Here is a 15,255-nt window from a genome sequence, read left to right on the forward strand (position 1 = left end):
AAAGGATTAGGGGAAACCTTACACTTTTCTTTCCCCCTTTACATATTACAATTAATTATATATGACACCGCCTGAAATAGGCAGTCCTCAAAATTTATCCAGCAGATTAGGAGATTCCCTCACTATGAAACAGTATCTACAGCACATCCATCCGCTCGCCTGGACCATTATTATCGGGACGATGTTCGGCCGGCTGGTTACCTCCATGAGTATTCCGTTCTTGTCTATTTATCTTACCCAGGTACTCGGGGCTTCACCTACTCAGACCGGTTTTACCGTAGCGGTCAGCTCACTGGCCGGAGTGTTGATCAGCTTCTACGGCGGCTACATCTCCGATGTGATCGGCCGCAAAATCGTTATGCTGGTCTCTGTCTTCGGATGGGCTTGTGTCTTCTTCGGCTTTGCCGCCGCTCAGCATTTATGGGTCTTTTTCCTTGTTAATACCTTGAACGGGATCTGCCGTGCAGTGTTTGAACCCACATCCCGGGCCATGCTGTCAGATATTACGCCGCCTGAGCATAAGCTGCTTGTGTTCAACCTGAGATATGCCGCGGTTAATCTTGGCGTGGTATTCGGCCCGATTATCGGCCTCCAGCTTGGCTCCGCCGAATCTACTTTTCCTTTCGTGATCGCAGGAATCGTCTATATTGCCTACGGTCTTGTGCTGTTTCTGCAGTTCAGAATTCACCATAACACATTGCCAGGACGTTCAGAAGTAACGGCACCCAAACTCAGCACAGCACTGGCCGTCACAGGCCGGGACCGGGTCTTCCTGCCTGTGCTGCTCGGTACTATTTTCTGTGTCCTTGGTTATGGGCATTTCAGTTCCACACTGGCCCAGTACCTGGCGATGAACACTCATTTCACAGACGGCGGCAAGGTCTTCTCCTATATGCTGTCGCTCAATGCGGTCACCGTACTGGTAGTCCAATACCCGATTGTCCGCACGGCAAGCAGGTTTTCACCAATTGTTCCTTTGATTCTCGGCAATATATGCGTCGCCCTTAGCATGCTGCTGTTCGGCGCTGCCGGTGGAGTCGGGCTTATGATGACCGGAGTCATTCTGTTCACCATCGGTGAAGTGCTGCTGTTCACGATGATGGATATGCTGATTGACAGGATTGCCAAGCCGGAATGGAAAGGCACCTATTTCGGAACAATCGGCTTCAACGGGCTTGGCGGTGTTATGGCCCCGATTCTCGGCGGCCTGCTGCTGGATCAGTTCGGCGCTTCCAGCGGCCCCGCTGTATTTGTCCCGCTGGCACTGACTACCGCTCTCGGTCTGCCATTTCTGATTGCCGCCCATAAGAGGCTGAAAGCCAGAGAACTGGCCGAGGCCAAAAGCTCTGCTTAACCGGAATATTTACCGCATGCAAACAGCGGCAGCTCAGGACTTCATGGTCCGGGGCTGCCGCTGTTTGCAATACAAAGATTCTGTTCATATGGGCTTTATGACTCCAAAGCTTTTCCGCATCTCGGGCAAAACTGGTAGGCCGCGTTAGTTACTTTACTGCCGCAATAAGGACAATAACTTAGGGCATTATCACTTTCCCGGGACTCATGGTTATGGTGATCCGAATTTGCTGATTGTTGAAAAAAGGTGTCCAGAGGATCAGGCTCTTCATTTCTGTCTGTAATGTCCATCAGGGACATCCGGTTTTTCCCGGTCGCGTTCTTAAAGTGATATATCCCCTGTACTACAGCTAACCCTACAAAAATGACACCGAAGGCTACAAAAAATACCGGTGCACCCATCTGCGCTGCTCCTATCGTCCAGAAGACTCCAAAAACTCCTACAGCAATACTCCCTATTGCATTCATGCCGGAAGGGCCGCGGCCAGGCTTAATGCTTTTCAGCGGAAGTCACCCCTTTCGTCTCAAACTTGCTAATTAAACCGTGAATGGAATAGAAGCCTATCCATTTTCCGCGCTTTTCAACCAATGTATAATTTTACCTCCGCTTGAATGGATAATCAATTAAAAAAGTTTTGAAATCGTGATTCGCCTTCGGCAAGACACTGGCATGCTACATCTTAGTTTACATAACATTATATATGTTAACATTAGCCGGATTCCATTTCCTTGTCCGGGAATTCCCACTCCTAAAAGTACATTTTCTGTAACAGCTTAATTTTCTCCATTATGTATTCCCTCAGTATTAAGGGCTCCAGAACCTCAATGTCACCTGGCAGCTGCATCACCTTGTCGCAAGCCTGTTCATAGCTGTACATGTTAACGGTCAGAATAAAAGTGTTGTGATCTGTTACGTTATTCAATACCTCCAGCCGGTTAACGAGCTCAGGATGAGGGTTGGCCAACCGGAGAGTTACAGGATAATACTCCTCTGCTCTGCAGTTTTGTCTAAAATTTTTCTCCGTACCGCTCCAGTATCCCTCCAGTGAAAAATCCGCAGGAATCGTATACCCTTCTTCCAGTTGTTCTGCCGCTGTCATCCGTTCACACTTAAACGTACGCAGTCCTTGAGCCGCTTCACAGTAGCCGACCAGATACCATTCCCCCTGCTTTACCACAAGCCCGTAAGGCCGCAGCGTCCGGCTGGAACGTTCCCCGTTAACCTTACGGTATTCCACTCTGAGCTTATGAGAGTGCCACAGAGCCGCACGGAGCTTCTCCAGAAAAGGAATTGCAGGACGCTCGTTCCACCACGGCGTTTCATCAAAGTAAAAGACATTTTTGGCCTTGGTAATATCCTCCCGGTAAGCCGGAGGCATTGTCTTTTCCAGCTTCAATAGTGCGTTCTTAAGCTTCAGCGTGGATTCCTTCTGCAGGCCCTGATGAAACCCCAGACCGGTTAAATAAAGATGGATCAGCTCATCCCCGTTCAACTGGCGCAGATTGACTGTATAGCCCTCCATGAGGGAAATCCCTCCGTTCGGTCCGGTTGTAGTCACGATTGGTATTCCGGCTTCCGCCAGCACATCGATATCCCTGTATATGGACCGGACGGAGGTTTCCAGAGCAGCTGCCAGCTCATTTGCCTTGATTTTCCCCCGGGATTCAATCAGCAGCATAATAGCAATTAACCGGTGTACACGCACAGCCATCAGCCTCTCAACCTTAGTTCTTGCCGTTCTTCTGTCAATAAGAGCTTATATATTCAATGTATCAGACCAAAAGAACGGTTGTAAACAAACATCAGGCAAAGGCTGCGGCCGGATCCGTAACCGTAGATTTCACCGCACTGATCATCTGCCACATTCTATCGTTTCTATCCATTTCCACTACTCCTCATCGGAAAATATGTGTAAAAGTTCAATCACATTTTTGCCACGCTGTTGTCAACAATAGCTGTTTATTATGGTTGTATAACATAAAAGGAGCTGTTAGTTATGAATATTGGGATACTCGGGACTGGGTTTGGGGCTTACCATGCCAGCTTGTACCATCAAACCGGAGTTGCCGGACGTGTAGTCGTCTTTGGACGAAATGAAGAGAAGCTAAAGAAATTGAAGGAAGAGTTAGGCGTGGAAACCAGCACCTCAATTGAAGAAGTCATTAATGATCCCGGCCTTGATATCATTGACATATGTCTGCCCTCAGCCTTACATAAACAGTATACTTTGATGGCGCTTGAAGCCGGGAAGCATGTATTCTGTGAAACGCCGGTCTGCCTGACAGCCGAGGATGCTTTAGCCATGAAGCGCGCTGAAACCCATTATGAAAAAAGAGTGCTGGTCAACCAGTTCATCAAATTCGACCCGGCCTATCAATATCTCTATGAAGCCGTTCAGCAAAAGAAATACGGACGGTTGTTAAAAGTGAGTCTGATCCGGGAAACCCCTCCTTTGTGGGGCAATCTGGGACTGAACAGCATTACGACCAACCTGATGATTCATGAGCTGGATTATATTAATTGGCTGTTGAATGGCGCAGCTGTGACGAGTGTATGGGGTACACAGGACGCAGAAGCAGGCCAGGCACTGGTACAGGCCACCTTTAACACACCGCAGATTAATGCGCAGGTTACTGCAGTCTCTTTAATGCCGTCGGCCTATCCGTTTACTGTAGGATATGAGGCTTATTTTGAGCATGCCAAGCTTGAATTTTATGAAAAAGATGATATGCAGGGCGGCATCGATACAGCTCTTTACGTATATGGCCAAGCCGGCCGGCAGGAGATCCTGCTGGACAAGATCAACCCTTATGAGCAAAGCCTGCGGCATGCTCTGGAATGCTTCAGGGACGGAACAAAATCCGTACTTTCGCTGAATCATGCCCTGTCTGCTATCAACACTGCATTTGAGCTAAAAAAACGATTAACAGAATTACTCCACTAGCGGCCAGGCAGACTTTATGAGGATATTTAGATTTCATTGTCTGTGTTTCGTTATTTCCGGGAGGGGTCGCCCCCCTTCCTTTTTCATGTTTTATTGTAGATAGGGAGACGAGAAGTGTGTATGAAGAGTAGTATGTCAAAGTGCGTAATGTTTTTTTGGGCTTTACTAATGTGAATTTTTCATATGTTGAATTAAGGTAAATAATGAGAATAATCGTTTGAGGGTATGCACTTTAGATAGGAATATTATGGTATTCTATTTGTCGACAGACATCATTAACATATTTATTGTTATGTTAACTTAATGGGATGAAATTGTTCATTCCTTACCTCCATTTTCCAATTAGCTCCATTTAAGCAAGAAAGGTTAACATAACAATGGCTAAGTTAACCTGTTGCAGAAGCCTCTCTCTTCTTCCTCCGGAAAACCAGCTTGAACAGCGGTGGAACAGCAAAAAAGATAAAAAACGTCCGGAACAGCTGATAACCCGCTACAGTCGGCAGATCGGCCCCCACTTCGTGGGCAATCAGGCTCATCTGATCCATACCGCCCGGTGCCAGGCTTAACAGCGCAGTAGAAACGGATACCTTATCAAAATAAGCAAACAGCAGGCTCATAATGTAAGCACCGCTTATCAGCACCACACTGCTTAGAACGGCCAGCAGCAAGGTTACCAGCTTATTATTCAGCCTACGCGGATCGAGCAGCAGCCCTACGAAAACACCTATCATCAGCTGGGCTGCATTCAGCAGCAGATCCGGCAACACAGGGCCGGTAAGTCCGCTGAGCTGGAGTACCGAAGTAACCAGCGCCGGGCCAAGCAGATAAGCTGTCGGAAATTTCAGCTTCTGACCGGCGACGGCACAAAACGTGCAGGCAAAGGCGTAGATAAAGAAATTAGGGAATAACTCCCGGAATGAGGGTGAGACTGCCGTTACCAGAGGCATAGCCTCTCCCGAACCTGTGCCGGGCCCAAAAAGCGGACTAAATATCAGCAAAGGCACACAAATAATGATCATCATCAGGCGTACAACCTGAATAACGGTCACAACCGTGAGATTAACATCCTCTGATTCCTCAGCCAGCACGATCATTTGCGTCAGGCCGCCGGGAATACTGCCTAGCAGAACCGTTTTATAATTCATCCCAGATATTCTGGAGACAATGACCGCAATTCCTGCACAAAAAAGCAGCAGCAGCCCTGTCAGCAGCAGCATCGACGGCAGCTGCCCTGCCATTTCCTTCAGTGCAGGTGCGGTCAACGAAAGTCCGATGGTATAGCCGACAATGATCATCCCGCTGTTTCGGAGCGCGCCGGGCCAGGTGTAGTACTGCTTATTCAGGTTTGCACCGATCAGTGTAGCGATCATCGGTCCGAGCAGCCATGGAACCGGCAGGCCCAGCACCATAAACAGGCCTCCGCCGGCCAGCGCAGTGGCCAGTGTAACCGCCATTTTAAGCGGACCCGGAACCGTTGTTGATTCTTTCATGTTAAACCTCACGCCATGTTTGTTATTTTTTGACCCGGGCAGCGTTAACGGTACTGAAGTATTGGCTTGGATTGCCCTGCCGAGAATTGAAGCGTTCCTTGAACTCATTGTTCGTGTACGCCCCGATTACCCTGTGCCAGAAATTGCGGGCCGGTGTATTCGCGCGGATCTGCGAGACCTTCCAGTCTCCCGGGAACATATCAAACAGCCTGTGTGCTGCCCATGTGCCTACCCCGCTGCGGCGATATTTCTGCATTACAAAAAATTCCGTCATATAAAACTGCCCTTCCGGGTCCCGCAGCAGGCGGTCCACCAGCGCAAAGCCGGCGATGTTCCCGTCTGCAGTAAAGAGATAAGCAAATTTATTGTTACCGCTGCTCCAGTAAGCTTCAAGGCCGGGATAGGCCGGAAAATTGCCCTCACGGTCCACCTGAATATCCAGATAGCGGGTAAAATCATAAAGATAAAACTGCATCAGCCTGCTGATAATCTGCTTCTGCTCCTTGGGAACCAGCTCGATTCCAAGTTCCATTAGGGTCACCTCTGTGCTTCACGTTTTACTACACATCATATAACTTTATGATAAAATAGACAAACGCCGGTATACATACAGCCTATTTTTACTAATCTTGCAAACTCAGAAGAAGGTGAACGTCATGAGCATCCAAAAAAACAGCGACCGCAAGCATCTGGATCAGCGGGTAGTCCGCATGCCATGGTTTGTCCAGCAGTTCATTGACTATAAACGCCCGGATCTTTCCCCCTCCACCCTGCTGGAGTATATCCGGGATTATGAATCCTTTTTCGGCTGGCTCCGGGCTGAGGGATTGTCCGCTGCGGACAATAATACAAACATAACCCTGCTTGAGCTGGAGACGCTGCACATGGACAGCATTGTCGGCTACCGCTTGTACCTGACCACCCGTGCTGAAAGTGCCAACTCCCGGGTTACGGTATCCCGCAAGCTGTCTGCCCTGCGCTCCCTGTTCCATTATTTGAGCCAGATAGCCGAAGATGAGAACTTTTATCCGCTGCTGAAGCGCAATATTATGGCCAAGGTTGAAATCAAGCGCATCCACAAGCCTAAAGATACGGCCGCCAAGCTAAAAGGCAAAATTCTCGAAGAAGAGGAGCTGCTGGAGTTCGTAGGCTACATTTATGAAGGCTATGGGCGGGATGTAGAATCCAACAAACAGGCTTACTATTCGTTCCAGCAGAACCGTGAGCGGGATGCCTGCATAGCCAGTCTTATTCTGAACTCCGGCCTGCGGGTATCCGAGGTAGTCAATCTGAACATCGACGATCTGGACATCAACAACAAGCTGCTCTACGTGTACCGTAAAGGCAACAACGATGAAACCTTTAAGACGCCCGTCTACTTCCGGGAGCAAGCCAAAGATGATCTGGCCCAATATATAAGCCTGCGTCAGACCCGTTATAAAACACCAAAACGTGAAAAGGCCCTCTTTATTGCCCTCCCTAACGGCGCCCAGGAAGGCAAGCGCATGACCAAGCGGGCCATTCAGGAGATGATTATCAAATACGCCAAACGCTTTGGCAAGCCTTACCTGACGGTCCATAAGCTGCGCCATTCCTTCGCTACAGACTATTATCTGCAGAATGATATCTACAAGACAAAAGAGCAGCTTGGACATGCCTCAACAGAAACGACTGAGGTCTATGCCCATCTGACAGACAAAACGATGTCTGAAGCAATCGAGCGCCGTCAGGATAGCTAAGGTAAGGTTTCTTGTAAGCACTCAGTACTTTTCATATTTAATGCTGGAGGTAATTCTAGTTGTCTGATAACCAAGAATATATAAATTCTTCTGCTGAAAATGAGCTGCTGCGCCTGCGTGCAGACTGCGGGCAATGCTTCGGTCTCTGCTGTGCGGCACTGCCCTTTGCCAAGTCCTCGGACTTTGCGATGGATAAAGCAGCCGGTCAGCCCTGTCACAACCTGAAGGAAGATTTTCGCTGCGGCATTCATAGCCGGCTGAGGGATTCCGGCATGCGCGGCTGTACCGTCTATGATTGCTTTGGCGCAGGACAAAAAGTATCCATGATTACCTACAGCGGTGTTGACTGGCGTGAGGCCCCTTCTACAGCGGCCCTGATGTTTGAAGTCTTCCCTGTAATGCGCCAGCTGCACGAATTGCTGTGGTATATGACCGAGGCGCTCAGCTGGCCTGCAGCGGCTCCTGTTCATGCTGCTATGACAGCTGCAAGGGACACAACTGAGCAGCTTACGCTGCAGGAGCCCGAGGCCGTGCTAAAGCTCGATATACCGGGTCTTCGCTATGAAATCAATGAGCTGCTGCTGCAGGCAAGCGAGCTGACCAGGCAGGCCGTCCGCAGCAGCCTGAAGCCTGCGCCGGCGCGCCAGAAAAATTACGGCCGCGGTGCCGATCTGATCGGCGCCCGGATGAAAAAAGCCGATCTGCGCTGTGTCAGCCTGCGCGGCGCCTACCTGATCGCTGCCGACCTCAGCGGGGCTGACCTGCGCGCAGCCGACCTCATCGGGGCCGATTTCCGGGACACAAATATTTGCGGCGCCGATCTTTCCACGAGCCTGTTCCTGACCCAGTTTCAGGTGAATGCCGCCAAGGGAGATGCAGCCACCAGGCTGCCCGCAACGCTGGCAAGGCCTGATCACTGGTCCAGCCGGTAACCGCACTAGCCACTGGTCTGCTGTTTTTACTTATTCATAGTTTTAATACTAATATACGGTCGCCCTTACTGGGCGGCTGTGAAGTTACCAGAAACTCGACGTCTTTATCAGATTTATTCAACATTTGATGCGGAACAAGCGGCTGGACCTCTTTTCCCTCCTGTGAATTAAGGATATATTCAACGCCATCCACTTCCAGCGTAGCCGTACCGGTCAGCACAAAGAAAAATTGCCGGGACTTCTCATGATAATGCCTCACTTCAGCTGTATCCGCCGGCATCCGCTCATGGATGATACTAAGATTATCATCCTGGACTAAATGCCAACCGTCACAATCATCTCCCCATTTATAGTGCTCTGCATTATGTTTGCTTACTTTCAATTCTAGCTCTCTCCTTTCTATGCATGCCTCATTTACCGCAGTGCGGGCGGCGCCGTTTCTCCCTTTAGGGTGTGACGCCGCCCTTCCTTTCTCCATGTATTAAAAAAGCCGCTGATTAGCATGACTGTGGTTTAATAGCATTCTATTATGAATTTTTCATATGTTGAAATTTTGAAAATTAGACCGTTGTTGGTGTAAAAAGTTGGCCATACCTGCGGTATCGTTGATTTCAAAAATCTGTGCCTGCAGCTGCGGAACTGTCGAATGGATATATGGGATCATTCGTTCCCACAAGGCGATTGCCGCAATATTCCGAGTGTTTTGCAGTAATTCAAGATCCTCCGGCCTTCTGATCAGCACAATTTTCGGGTAAGCTTCCTGCTTGAACCCTTCCACGAGAACATAATCGTAACCGGAAAAACCCGTAATCAGCTCGGATAAGCTGCTGCCCCGTTCTTCAATTACAGACGTTCGTACCGGACTTGTAATGGCAACGGCCATAGCGCCTGCCTGACGCTGTTTCCACGTATCTGTCCCGGGATGATCCATTTCGTATTCATGACCGTCATGCTTAATAACTGCTACCCGCTTCCCTCTCTGCTTCAGTAAAGGGATAAGCGCACAGACAAGTGATGTTTTGCCGCTGTTCTTATAGCCGACGATCTGACAGATAGCCGGCTTATTGCTATCGGCCCGGTCGTTGTCACTTGCCGGAGTTGCGGATGGGCTGACTCTCCTTCTCAGCACTCCCGGGACGCGCTGCTTAGATGCCTTCTGCCGGCGCATTCTTCCTCCCCCGTTGCTGTTACTTAAGTACCTCATTATACTTCCCCCTATTATTCCTGCCTGCGCAGCTCGCCCGGGAGCTTCAGCACCTTCACCTTGTCCCCGGCCTTTAATCCGCGTGCTTCCGGCGGAACTACAATCAGACAGTCACTGTCCTTAATGGTTACCATGACGGAAGATTCATCAATGACCGCTGGATAAGCATGAAGCATCCCGTCACGGATTTCCAGTCTGGCGCGTACAAAACGGGTAAAGTTGTTCACTCTGTTATAATCCGTACCGATAAAAGCGCTCATTTCCGGCAGCAAGGGCCGCTCTGTTCCCAGCATCAGCGAAATAACCGGCCGGGCAAACAGGTGGAAGCCTACAAAGCTGGCTCCGGGATTACCCGATAATGCAAGCAGCAGTTTGCCACCGCGTACAGCAGCCGTAGTGACGCTTCCCGGACGCATCGTGACCTTGTTAAACAGCATTTCCCCGCTTTTTTCCCGGACCAGATCCCCCATAATATCATAATCACCGACTGAGACTCCTCCGGTCGTAATCACCAAATCGTAGTTTTCCAGAGCCATCTGCACCCTGCTGCGCGCCAGCTCCAAATCATCGGCAATCGCGCCCAGTATAACTGCCTCTCCACCCGCTTCCCTGACCAGCGCTTCAAGCATCGGGGAATTGCTGTTGCGGATTTTACCCGGCTGCAGCGGTTCATCTACCTCCAGAAGTTCTGTCCCGGTTGCAAAAACGGCTACCTTCGGCCGCCGCTGCACCTTCACCACCGGAGAACCGAATGCGGCGAGCACAGCTATATCGCCTGCAGCAATGGTTCGTCCGGCCGGCAGGACAAGCTCACTTTCCTGTAATTCAAAGCCAACAGGTGTAATGTTGCTGCCCGCCTGCTGCGGCTTACGGAGGCCTACATAGGATTTCCCGTCAGACTCTCGGGATTCCGTGATTTCAATCATGACTACCGTGTCAGCACCTTTGGGTACCTGTGCCCCGGTCATGATCCGAGCTGCCGTTCCTTCTGTTATCTCTGCGGATGCTACTGCTCCGCATGGAATATTGTCTATAACCTCCAGCCATACTGGCTCCCCGGCATGACAGGACAAAGTGTCAGCCGCCCTAAGTGCATAACCGTCCATCCCTGAACGGTTAAACGCCGGAAACGGATGCGGTGCACGGAGCGGCTCCGCCAGAACACGTCCGCAGCATTGGCTTAGCGGCACCTCCTCTGTACCAAGCGGCTTGGCATATTGCATAACCCTTGCCTGGGCTTCCTGTACCTGCAGTGCTTTGCGCTGGAATTTCTGATCTGCCTTATCGCGATGTCTGTCCATGTATACCTCCGTTAACCATGATGATTTACTAACACTATAGTAACATGGGGCGATGTAAAGTTAAATTTGCTGTCATAAAGGACATATAACGCAAAAAAAAGACGCCTGCGCTGAGCCGCACAGGCATCCTATTCTTTAAATTTCACATGTACTTTACAGACCGTTTGAGCTGTTCAAACTGCTCCTGCGTCAGCTTCTCTTTTCCCCTGTAATGGTTCAGAATCTGCTTAGCAGTGAACTCAGGTGTTTCCTGAACTTTCTTTTCTGTCATGTCCGGATCGAAGATCGAATTAACCGTTGCCCCTTTGAACACATTTTTGGCGAAAATTTTGAGCCCTTCCAGCTTGCCCTGCCGTTCAGCCATATCAAATGCCTCCTTAGGTAAGTGAGTGATTCTTAAGACGCCCGGATGACCCGTACATCGCCCGGAATGATCTTTTCCCCTTCGTACAGCATAAACCGTCCGTTCTGCCACTCCACCCGCAGCAGCCGGTAATTATCAGACTGGTACTGCCAGACATGCTGGGTTCCCCCGTTCATATAAGGAGTCTGGCCCGTAACTGCAGCATAGCCTTCGTATTCTTCCTCTAGGTAAAAGGTATAGTCATCCAGCTCCAGTGTTGCCGGCACCTCAGCCGGATTGTCCAGCCGCCCGTCTATAGGCTCGTAAAGCGCATATTGCAGCTGTTCCCTCTCCTCCACATGCAGATAAGCGATCCGGCTGCCGTCGCGCAGCGTCAGAACGACTGCATTCCGTCCGCTGGTCATCGTCCGTCCGGTTACCTCATAGGTAACCAGTGAAACCTCGCAGATATCCCCAGGCGCGAGATTCAGCATGCTTTTGGGTGCTTGCGGTGCCGGAGGCTTCGAGAAGATATTGCCGATTCTTTTCCAGATGCTCACAATCCATCATTCCTTTTGAAAAAGATATTATTACCATCCATAGTTGACCCGTCTGCCTTATCCCCGGATAAATGCGGCGATAATCAGAGCCCCGTTCAGATGCAGGGAGCCCGCCAGCAGACCGTAGCCGATTTTGCCAAGCCGGGTTCCATGATCCAGATCGATTTTGCCCCATCTGCCAAGCAGCAGCTCCACAGACTTCTCCACTATAAACAGCAGCCAGAAGGAGACGATGGATACGACAAGTGCGTCTCCAAGACTGCTGGATGATGCAATGGAACAGGACAGGATATAGCCCTGTGCCAGCAGCTTGAGCAGAAAACGGGCTGTCACCGCCATGTTGCCTGCCTTTAACTCCTCCAGATCGTTATAACGGGTAAACAGCGAATCCACGAACATCAGCGCAAACAGCAGCACTGCGCCGCTCACCGTCCACACAACCATGGACACCAGAGTATGGAAATCCATTCCTTTAGCCCCCGCTTGTTCATTTTTCCTGACCGGTACAGCAAGCATAGATAAGGCGAAGGAGAAACGCTTCTGTCTCTCCTCCGCCTGTAGGCACCGGCCAAGAAACCGGTGAACTCTGCTATATTACTGCTTGTCGTACTGCTTCATCAGTGCTGCCAACTCATCTTCAACAGCCTGATCCTTGCCGAGCTTCTCGAATTCGTCATCCAGCGATTTGTTGCCGGAGTTCATTTCGTTGCTTGCTTCAGCCTGTGCTTCGGCAGCGAGCATCTTCTCCTCCATGCGCTTCAGACCGGCTGACGCCGAGTCGGAACTGAATCCGCTCATTGCTTTGTTGATCTCAGTCTGCGCTTTAGCCGCATTGTAACGGGCAACCAGCGTCTCGCGCTTGTTCTTCATCTGGGTAAGCTGCTTGCGCATTTCTTCGAGCTTGGCACGCAGATTGTCAGCAGATGCCTTGTTCTGGTCAAAGCTTGCTTTGTATTCAACCAGCTTGGCTTCGGCAGATTTTTTCTCTTCCAGCGCTCTGCGGGCCAGATCCACGTTACCGGCTTGAGCGGCAGTGTGGGCCTGCTGGTTACGTTTGGCTACAAGCGCCTCCTGCTCTTCATACAGCTGCTTGAATTTCTTCTCGATGGCAATCTGGGCGGCCACAGCCTTCTCGGCATCCTCCAGATCCTCGGTCATGTCACGGATATATTGGTCGGTCATTTTAATCGGGTCCTCAGCCTTGTCAATAATCGCATTCACGTTGGACATGGTCAAATCACGCAATCTTTTAAAAATAGACATGGTTCATTCCTCCAAAATAAAAGTTAATTGCTCATTTGGTATCTTTTACGCAGGGAGTGCCAATATCGTTTCATTTTTGCGCTGCTAAATATTGATCCACTTTATTATTAACAATTCTGACAACCTGCATTATACCTTCTTTACTCAGATTGTCATAATGAATACCCATTACCACTGTGACCGTCCGGTTTAATGCAGCGGCGGCTCTGAGGGCGATACTCTCGCTGATCGTATGCTCTTTATGGTGGGGAACCGCTGTTGTTGATGCACGGACAGTACCGCCGTCAAGATAAGCGGTGCTTGAAGCACCGATATGACGGACACCGCCGGTAATGAGTAGTAGCAGATCATTTCCGACATCCGTAGCTGACAGCTCAATATCCTCAAATCCCGCATTTTCCAAAGACAATCCGGTCCCTCCCTACCTTATATTAACCCCGGTACATACCAGTATCTCAGGCAGGCAATAATTCTAGACAATTCCGCGTATCTCATCAAGTGATGTGATACTCTCCTCCAGCATGAACTGATGCAGCTCCTCAACCAGCGTACTGCCGGCCCGCATGTTCATGAAATTGTAGGTTCCTACCTGGACAACCGTTGCACCGGCCATAATAAATTCAATGATATCCGTGGCGGAGGTAATGCCGCCCATACCGATTACAGGAATAGACACCCGGTGTGCGACCTGGTGTACCATGCGCAGTGCAACCGGCTTAATAGCCGGTCCGGACAGGCCGGCATACAGGTTATTGAAGACGCTGCGGCGGCGGCGGACGTCGATCTTCATACCGGAGATCGTGTTAATCAGTGATACGGCATCTGCTCCTTCAGCCTCGCACATCTCCGCCATTTCGGCGATATCCTCGGCATTCGGGGATAGCTTCACGGCCAGCGGCAGACGGGTGGCAGCCCTCACAGCCCGCACAACCTCCCTTGCGGCCGGTGTCTTGACCCCGAAGGCGATACCGCCTTCCTTGACGTTAGGGCAGGAGATATTGAGTTCAATCATATCAACGGCCTGCCTGCCCGCCAGCGCACGCTCATCGGCATCACGCTGGATCAGCTCTGCACCCAGCACATAATCGGGCAGAGTATTTCCGCCCAGGTTCACGATCCGTGCCGTATCCAGGGTCTCCCAGTAAGGCAGCTCCTTACTCAAAAATGACTCCACACCCGGATTCTCCAGTCCGACGCTGTTCAGCAGCCCGGATGGGGTCTCGTAGACGCGGATTCCCGGATTACCTGCCTTGGCATGCAGAGTAAGGCCTTTGCCGGAAATGCCGCCCAGCATGGAAACATCATACAGCTTGCCATATTCCTTACCGAAGCCGAACGTACCCGAAGCCATTACGACCGGGTTTTTGAAATGCACGCCAGCGATTGTCGCTGTAGTATTAACCATAGTATTAATCATGAAAAACAACCTCCTCGGCAAGGAATACAGGGCCGTCTGCGCAGGCTTTGCGCTGGCCGTCCAGACAGGATACACTGCAGACGAGACAAGCGCCGATGCCGCAAGCCATCCGGTTTTCCAGTGACAGATACACATTCGGCCGTCTGCCGCCCGCCCCTGCAGCGGCTCCCTTCCTTTGTGCCGCCTTCAGCATCGGCTGCGGGCCGCAGACAAAAATATGGTCATAGCTGTTAAAGTCCACACTGTCCAGAATCAGCCCGCCGACATCAACGGTAAGCTCAGCTGCGAGCGGCCGGAAGGCTTCTGTCCGGAAGGCCTCTCTGCTGAAGCCCAGATACACATCACTGTCCGGAAGCTGCCGGGCACAATAATACAGCGGTGCAATTCCGATTCCCCCGCCGATCAGGGCAATCTTTCCCTCCACTTCAGGGAATCCGTTGCCGAAGGGTCCTTCCAGCTGAACCTTATCTCCCGGGCTCAGCTCCGCAAAAATCTCGGTTCCCTCACCTACAACGTGATACAGAAATTCCACACCATCATCGTTCACTTGATGTATGCTAAGGGGCCTTGACAGCAGCGGATAGGCTCCCCATGCCCGCAACATGTAGAATTGACCCATTTTACCGCCGTAATCTCCCTCCACCCGAAGGTGGTACACTCCATTAGCCAGCCGCTCGTTACTTATTACCGTCGCCACGTTATCAAGCT

At 50.7% G+C, this 15,255-nt stretch carries 17 protein-coding genes; 4 read left to right on the forward strand and 13 right to left on the reverse strand.

Translation table 11 applies throughout. The annotated features are described in order from the left end of the window. The first annotated feature begins 124 nt into the window (after positions 1-124). Positions 125-1,354, forward strand: a complete 1,230-nt coding sequence (locus tag BLR64_RS02870) for an MDR family MFS transporter (protein ID WP_090712012.1) — start codon at positions 125-127, stop codon at positions 1,352-1,354. Between the two features lie 748 nt (positions 1,355-2,102). Here BLR64_RS02870 and BLR64_RS02880 read toward each other — a convergent pair. After that, positions 2,103-3,065 (reverse strand): helix-turn-helix transcriptional regulator, encoded by a 963-nt coding sequence (locus BLR64_RS02880; protein WP_208607121.1) that lies wholly within the window; start codon positions 3,063-3,065, stop codon positions 2,103-2,105. Between the two features lie 285 nt (positions 3,066-3,350). Here BLR64_RS02880 and BLR64_RS02885 point away from each other — a divergent pair, with 285 nt between their 5' ends. Next, complete coding sequence (locus tag BLR64_RS02885) at positions 3,351-4,298, forward strand: Gfo/Idh/MocA family protein (RefSeq protein ID WP_090712016.1); 948 nt, start codon at positions 3,351-3,353, stop codon at positions 4,296-4,298. Positions 4,299-4,684: 386 nt separating this feature from the next. Here the strand turns inward: BLR64_RS02885 and BLR64_RS02890 are convergent, their stop codons facing one another. After that, the gene (locus tag BLR64_RS02890) at positions 4,685-5,788 is read right to left on the reverse strand and encodes an AbrB family transcriptional regulator (protein ID WP_090712019.1); all 1,104 of its coding nucleotides are present in this window, start codon (positions 5,786-5,788) and stop codon (positions 4,685-4,687) included. A gap of 22 nt (positions 5,789-5,810) precedes the next feature. Next, complete coding sequence (locus BLR64_RS02895) at positions 5,811-6,320, reverse strand: GNAT family N-acetyltransferase (protein WP_068725105.1); 510 nt, start codon at positions 6,318-6,320, stop codon at positions 5,811-5,813. Between the two features lie 124 nt (positions 6,321-6,444). Between BLR64_RS02895 and xerS the strand changes: the two genes are divergently transcribed. Then, on the forward strand, positions 6,445-7,527 hold the full coding sequence (xerS, locus tag BLR64_RS02900; RefSeq protein WP_090712021.1) for a tyrosine recombinase XerS: 1,083 nt from the start codon (positions 6,445-6,447) through the stop codon (positions 7,525-7,527). A gap of 59 nt (positions 7,528-7,586) precedes the next feature. Next, entirely contained in the window at positions 7,587-8,459 is an 873-nt protein-coding gene (locus BLR64_RS02905) for a pentapeptide repeat-containing protein (RefSeq protein WP_090712023.1), read from the forward strand. A gap of 34 nt (positions 8,460-8,493) precedes the next feature. Here the strand turns inward: BLR64_RS02905 and BLR64_RS02910 are convergent, their stop codons facing one another. The 10 genes from BLR64_RS02910 to BLR64_RS02955 form a co-directional block, all read right to left on the reverse strand. Continuing rightward, positions 8,494-8,841: a cupin domain-containing protein gene (locus BLR64_RS02910; protein WP_090712025.1), complete on the reverse strand. Its 348-nt coding sequence runs from the start codon at positions 8,839-8,841 to the stop codon at positions 8,494-8,496. A gap of 156 nt (positions 8,842-8,997) precedes the next feature. Continuing rightward, positions 8,998-9,663 (reverse strand): molybdopterin-guanine dinucleotide biosynthesis protein B, encoded by a 666-nt coding sequence (gene mobB / locus BLR64_RS02915; RefSeq protein WP_244157595.1) that lies wholly within the window; start codon positions 9,661-9,663, stop codon positions 8,998-9,000. 14 nt (positions 9,664-9,677) lie between these two features. Next, a complete protein-coding gene (locus tag BLR64_RS02920; protein ID WP_090712029.1) occupies positions 9,678-10,964 on the reverse strand; it encodes a molybdopterin molybdotransferase MoeA in 1,287 nt (428 codons plus the stop codon). Positions 10,965-11,106: 142 nt separating this feature from the next. Then, on the reverse strand, positions 11,107-11,328 hold the full coding sequence (locus BLR64_RS02925; protein WP_090712031.1) for a hypothetical protein: 222 nt from the start codon (positions 11,326-11,328) through the stop codon (positions 11,107-11,109). 32 nt (positions 11,329-11,360) lie between these two features. Next, the gene (locus BLR64_RS02930) at positions 11,361-11,867 is read right to left on the reverse strand and encodes a DUF4178 domain-containing protein (RefSeq protein WP_090712033.1); all 507 of its coding nucleotides are present in this window, start codon (positions 11,865-11,867) and stop codon (positions 11,361-11,363) included. A 57-nt stretch (positions 11,868-11,924) separates the two neighbouring features. Next, positions 11,925-12,335 (reverse strand): DUF350 domain-containing protein, encoded by a 411-nt coding sequence (locus BLR64_RS02935; protein WP_068725298.1) that lies wholly within the window; start codon positions 12,333-12,335, stop codon positions 11,925-11,927. Positions 12,336-12,461: 126 nt separating this feature from the next. After that, positions 12,462-13,130: a PspA/IM30 family protein gene (locus BLR64_RS02940; protein WP_090712035.1), complete on the reverse strand. Its 669-nt coding sequence runs from the start codon at positions 13,128-13,130 to the stop codon at positions 12,462-12,464. Positions 13,131-13,200: 70 nt separating this feature from the next. Then, entirely contained in the window at positions 13,201-13,539 is a 339-nt protein-coding gene (lpdD, locus tag BLR64_RS02945) for a prenylated flavin chaperone LpdD (RefSeq protein ID WP_090712036.1), read from the reverse strand. Positions 13,540-13,602: 63 nt separating this feature from the next. After that, positions 13,603-14,535, reverse strand: a complete 933-nt coding sequence (locus tag BLR64_RS02950; protein WP_090712238.1) for a dihydroorotate dehydrogenase — start codon at positions 14,533-14,535, stop codon at positions 13,603-13,605. Between the two features lie 4 nt (positions 14,536-14,539). Next, positions 14,540-15,244: a dihydroorotate dehydrogenase electron transfer subunit gene (locus BLR64_RS02955; RefSeq protein ID WP_090712038.1), complete on the reverse strand. Its 705-nt coding sequence runs from the start codon at positions 15,242-15,244 to the stop codon at positions 14,540-14,542. Between the last annotated feature and the right edge of the window lie 11 nt (positions 15,245-15,255).

Origin of the sequence: Paenibacillus typhae (assembly GCF_900099765.1) — a bacterium.
Lineage (GTDB): Bacteria > Bacillota > Bacilli > Paenibacillales > Paenibacillaceae > Paenibacillus_AQ > Paenibacillus_AQ typhae.

What these genes read in the sequence shown, in the direction of transcription:
- BLR64_RS02895 (WP_068725105.1), bottom strand. Translation starts at nt 6,320, where the DNA reads ATGGAACTTGGAATCGAGCTGGTTCCCAAGGAGCAGAAGCAGATTATC.
- BLR64_RS02950 (WP_090712238.1), bottom strand. Translation starts at nt 14,535, where the DNA reads ATGGTTAATACTACAGCGACAATCGCTGGCGTGCATTTCAAAAACCCG.
- BLR64_RS02925 (WP_090712031.1), bottom strand. Translation starts at nt 11,328, where the DNA reads ATGGCTGAACGGCAGGGCAAGCTGGAAGGGCTCAAAATTTTCGCCAAA.
- BLR64_RS02880 (WP_208607121.1), bottom strand. Translation starts at nt 3,065, where the DNA reads ATGGCTGTGCGTGTACACCGGTTAATTGCTATTATGCTGCTGATTGAA.
- BLR64_RS02870 (WP_090712012.1), top strand. Translation starts at nt 125, where the DNA reads ATGAAACAGTATCTACAGCACATCCATCCGCTCGCCTGGACCATTATT.
- BLR64_RS02890 (WP_090712019.1), bottom strand. Translation starts at nt 5,788, where the DNA reads ATGAAAGAATCAACAACGGTTCCGGGTCCGCTTAAAATGGCGGTTACA.
- BLR64_RS02885 (WP_090712016.1), top strand. Translation starts at nt 3,351, where the DNA reads ATGAATATTGGGATACTCGGGACTGGGTTTGGGGCTTACCATGCCAGC.
- BLR64_RS02920 (WP_090712029.1), bottom strand. Translation starts at nt 10,964, where the DNA reads ATGGACAGACATCGCGATAAGGCAGATCAGAAATTCCAGCGCAAAGCA.
- BLR64_RS02935 (WP_068725298.1), bottom strand. Translation starts at nt 12,335, where the DNA reads ATGGATTTCCATACTCTGGTGTCCATGGTTGTGTGGACGGTGAGCGGC.
- BLR64_RS02940 (WP_090712035.1), bottom strand. Translation starts at nt 13,130, where the DNA reads ATGTCTATTTTTAAAAGATTGCGTGATTTGACCATGTCCAACGTGAAT.
- xerS (WP_090712021.1), top strand. Translation starts at nt 6,445, where the DNA reads ATGAGCATCCAAAAAAACAGCGACCGCAAGCATCTGGATCAGCGGGTA.
- mobB (WP_244157595.1), bottom strand. Translation starts at nt 9,663, where the DNA reads ATGAGGTACTTAAGTAACAGCAACGGGGGAGGAAGAATGCGCCGGCAG.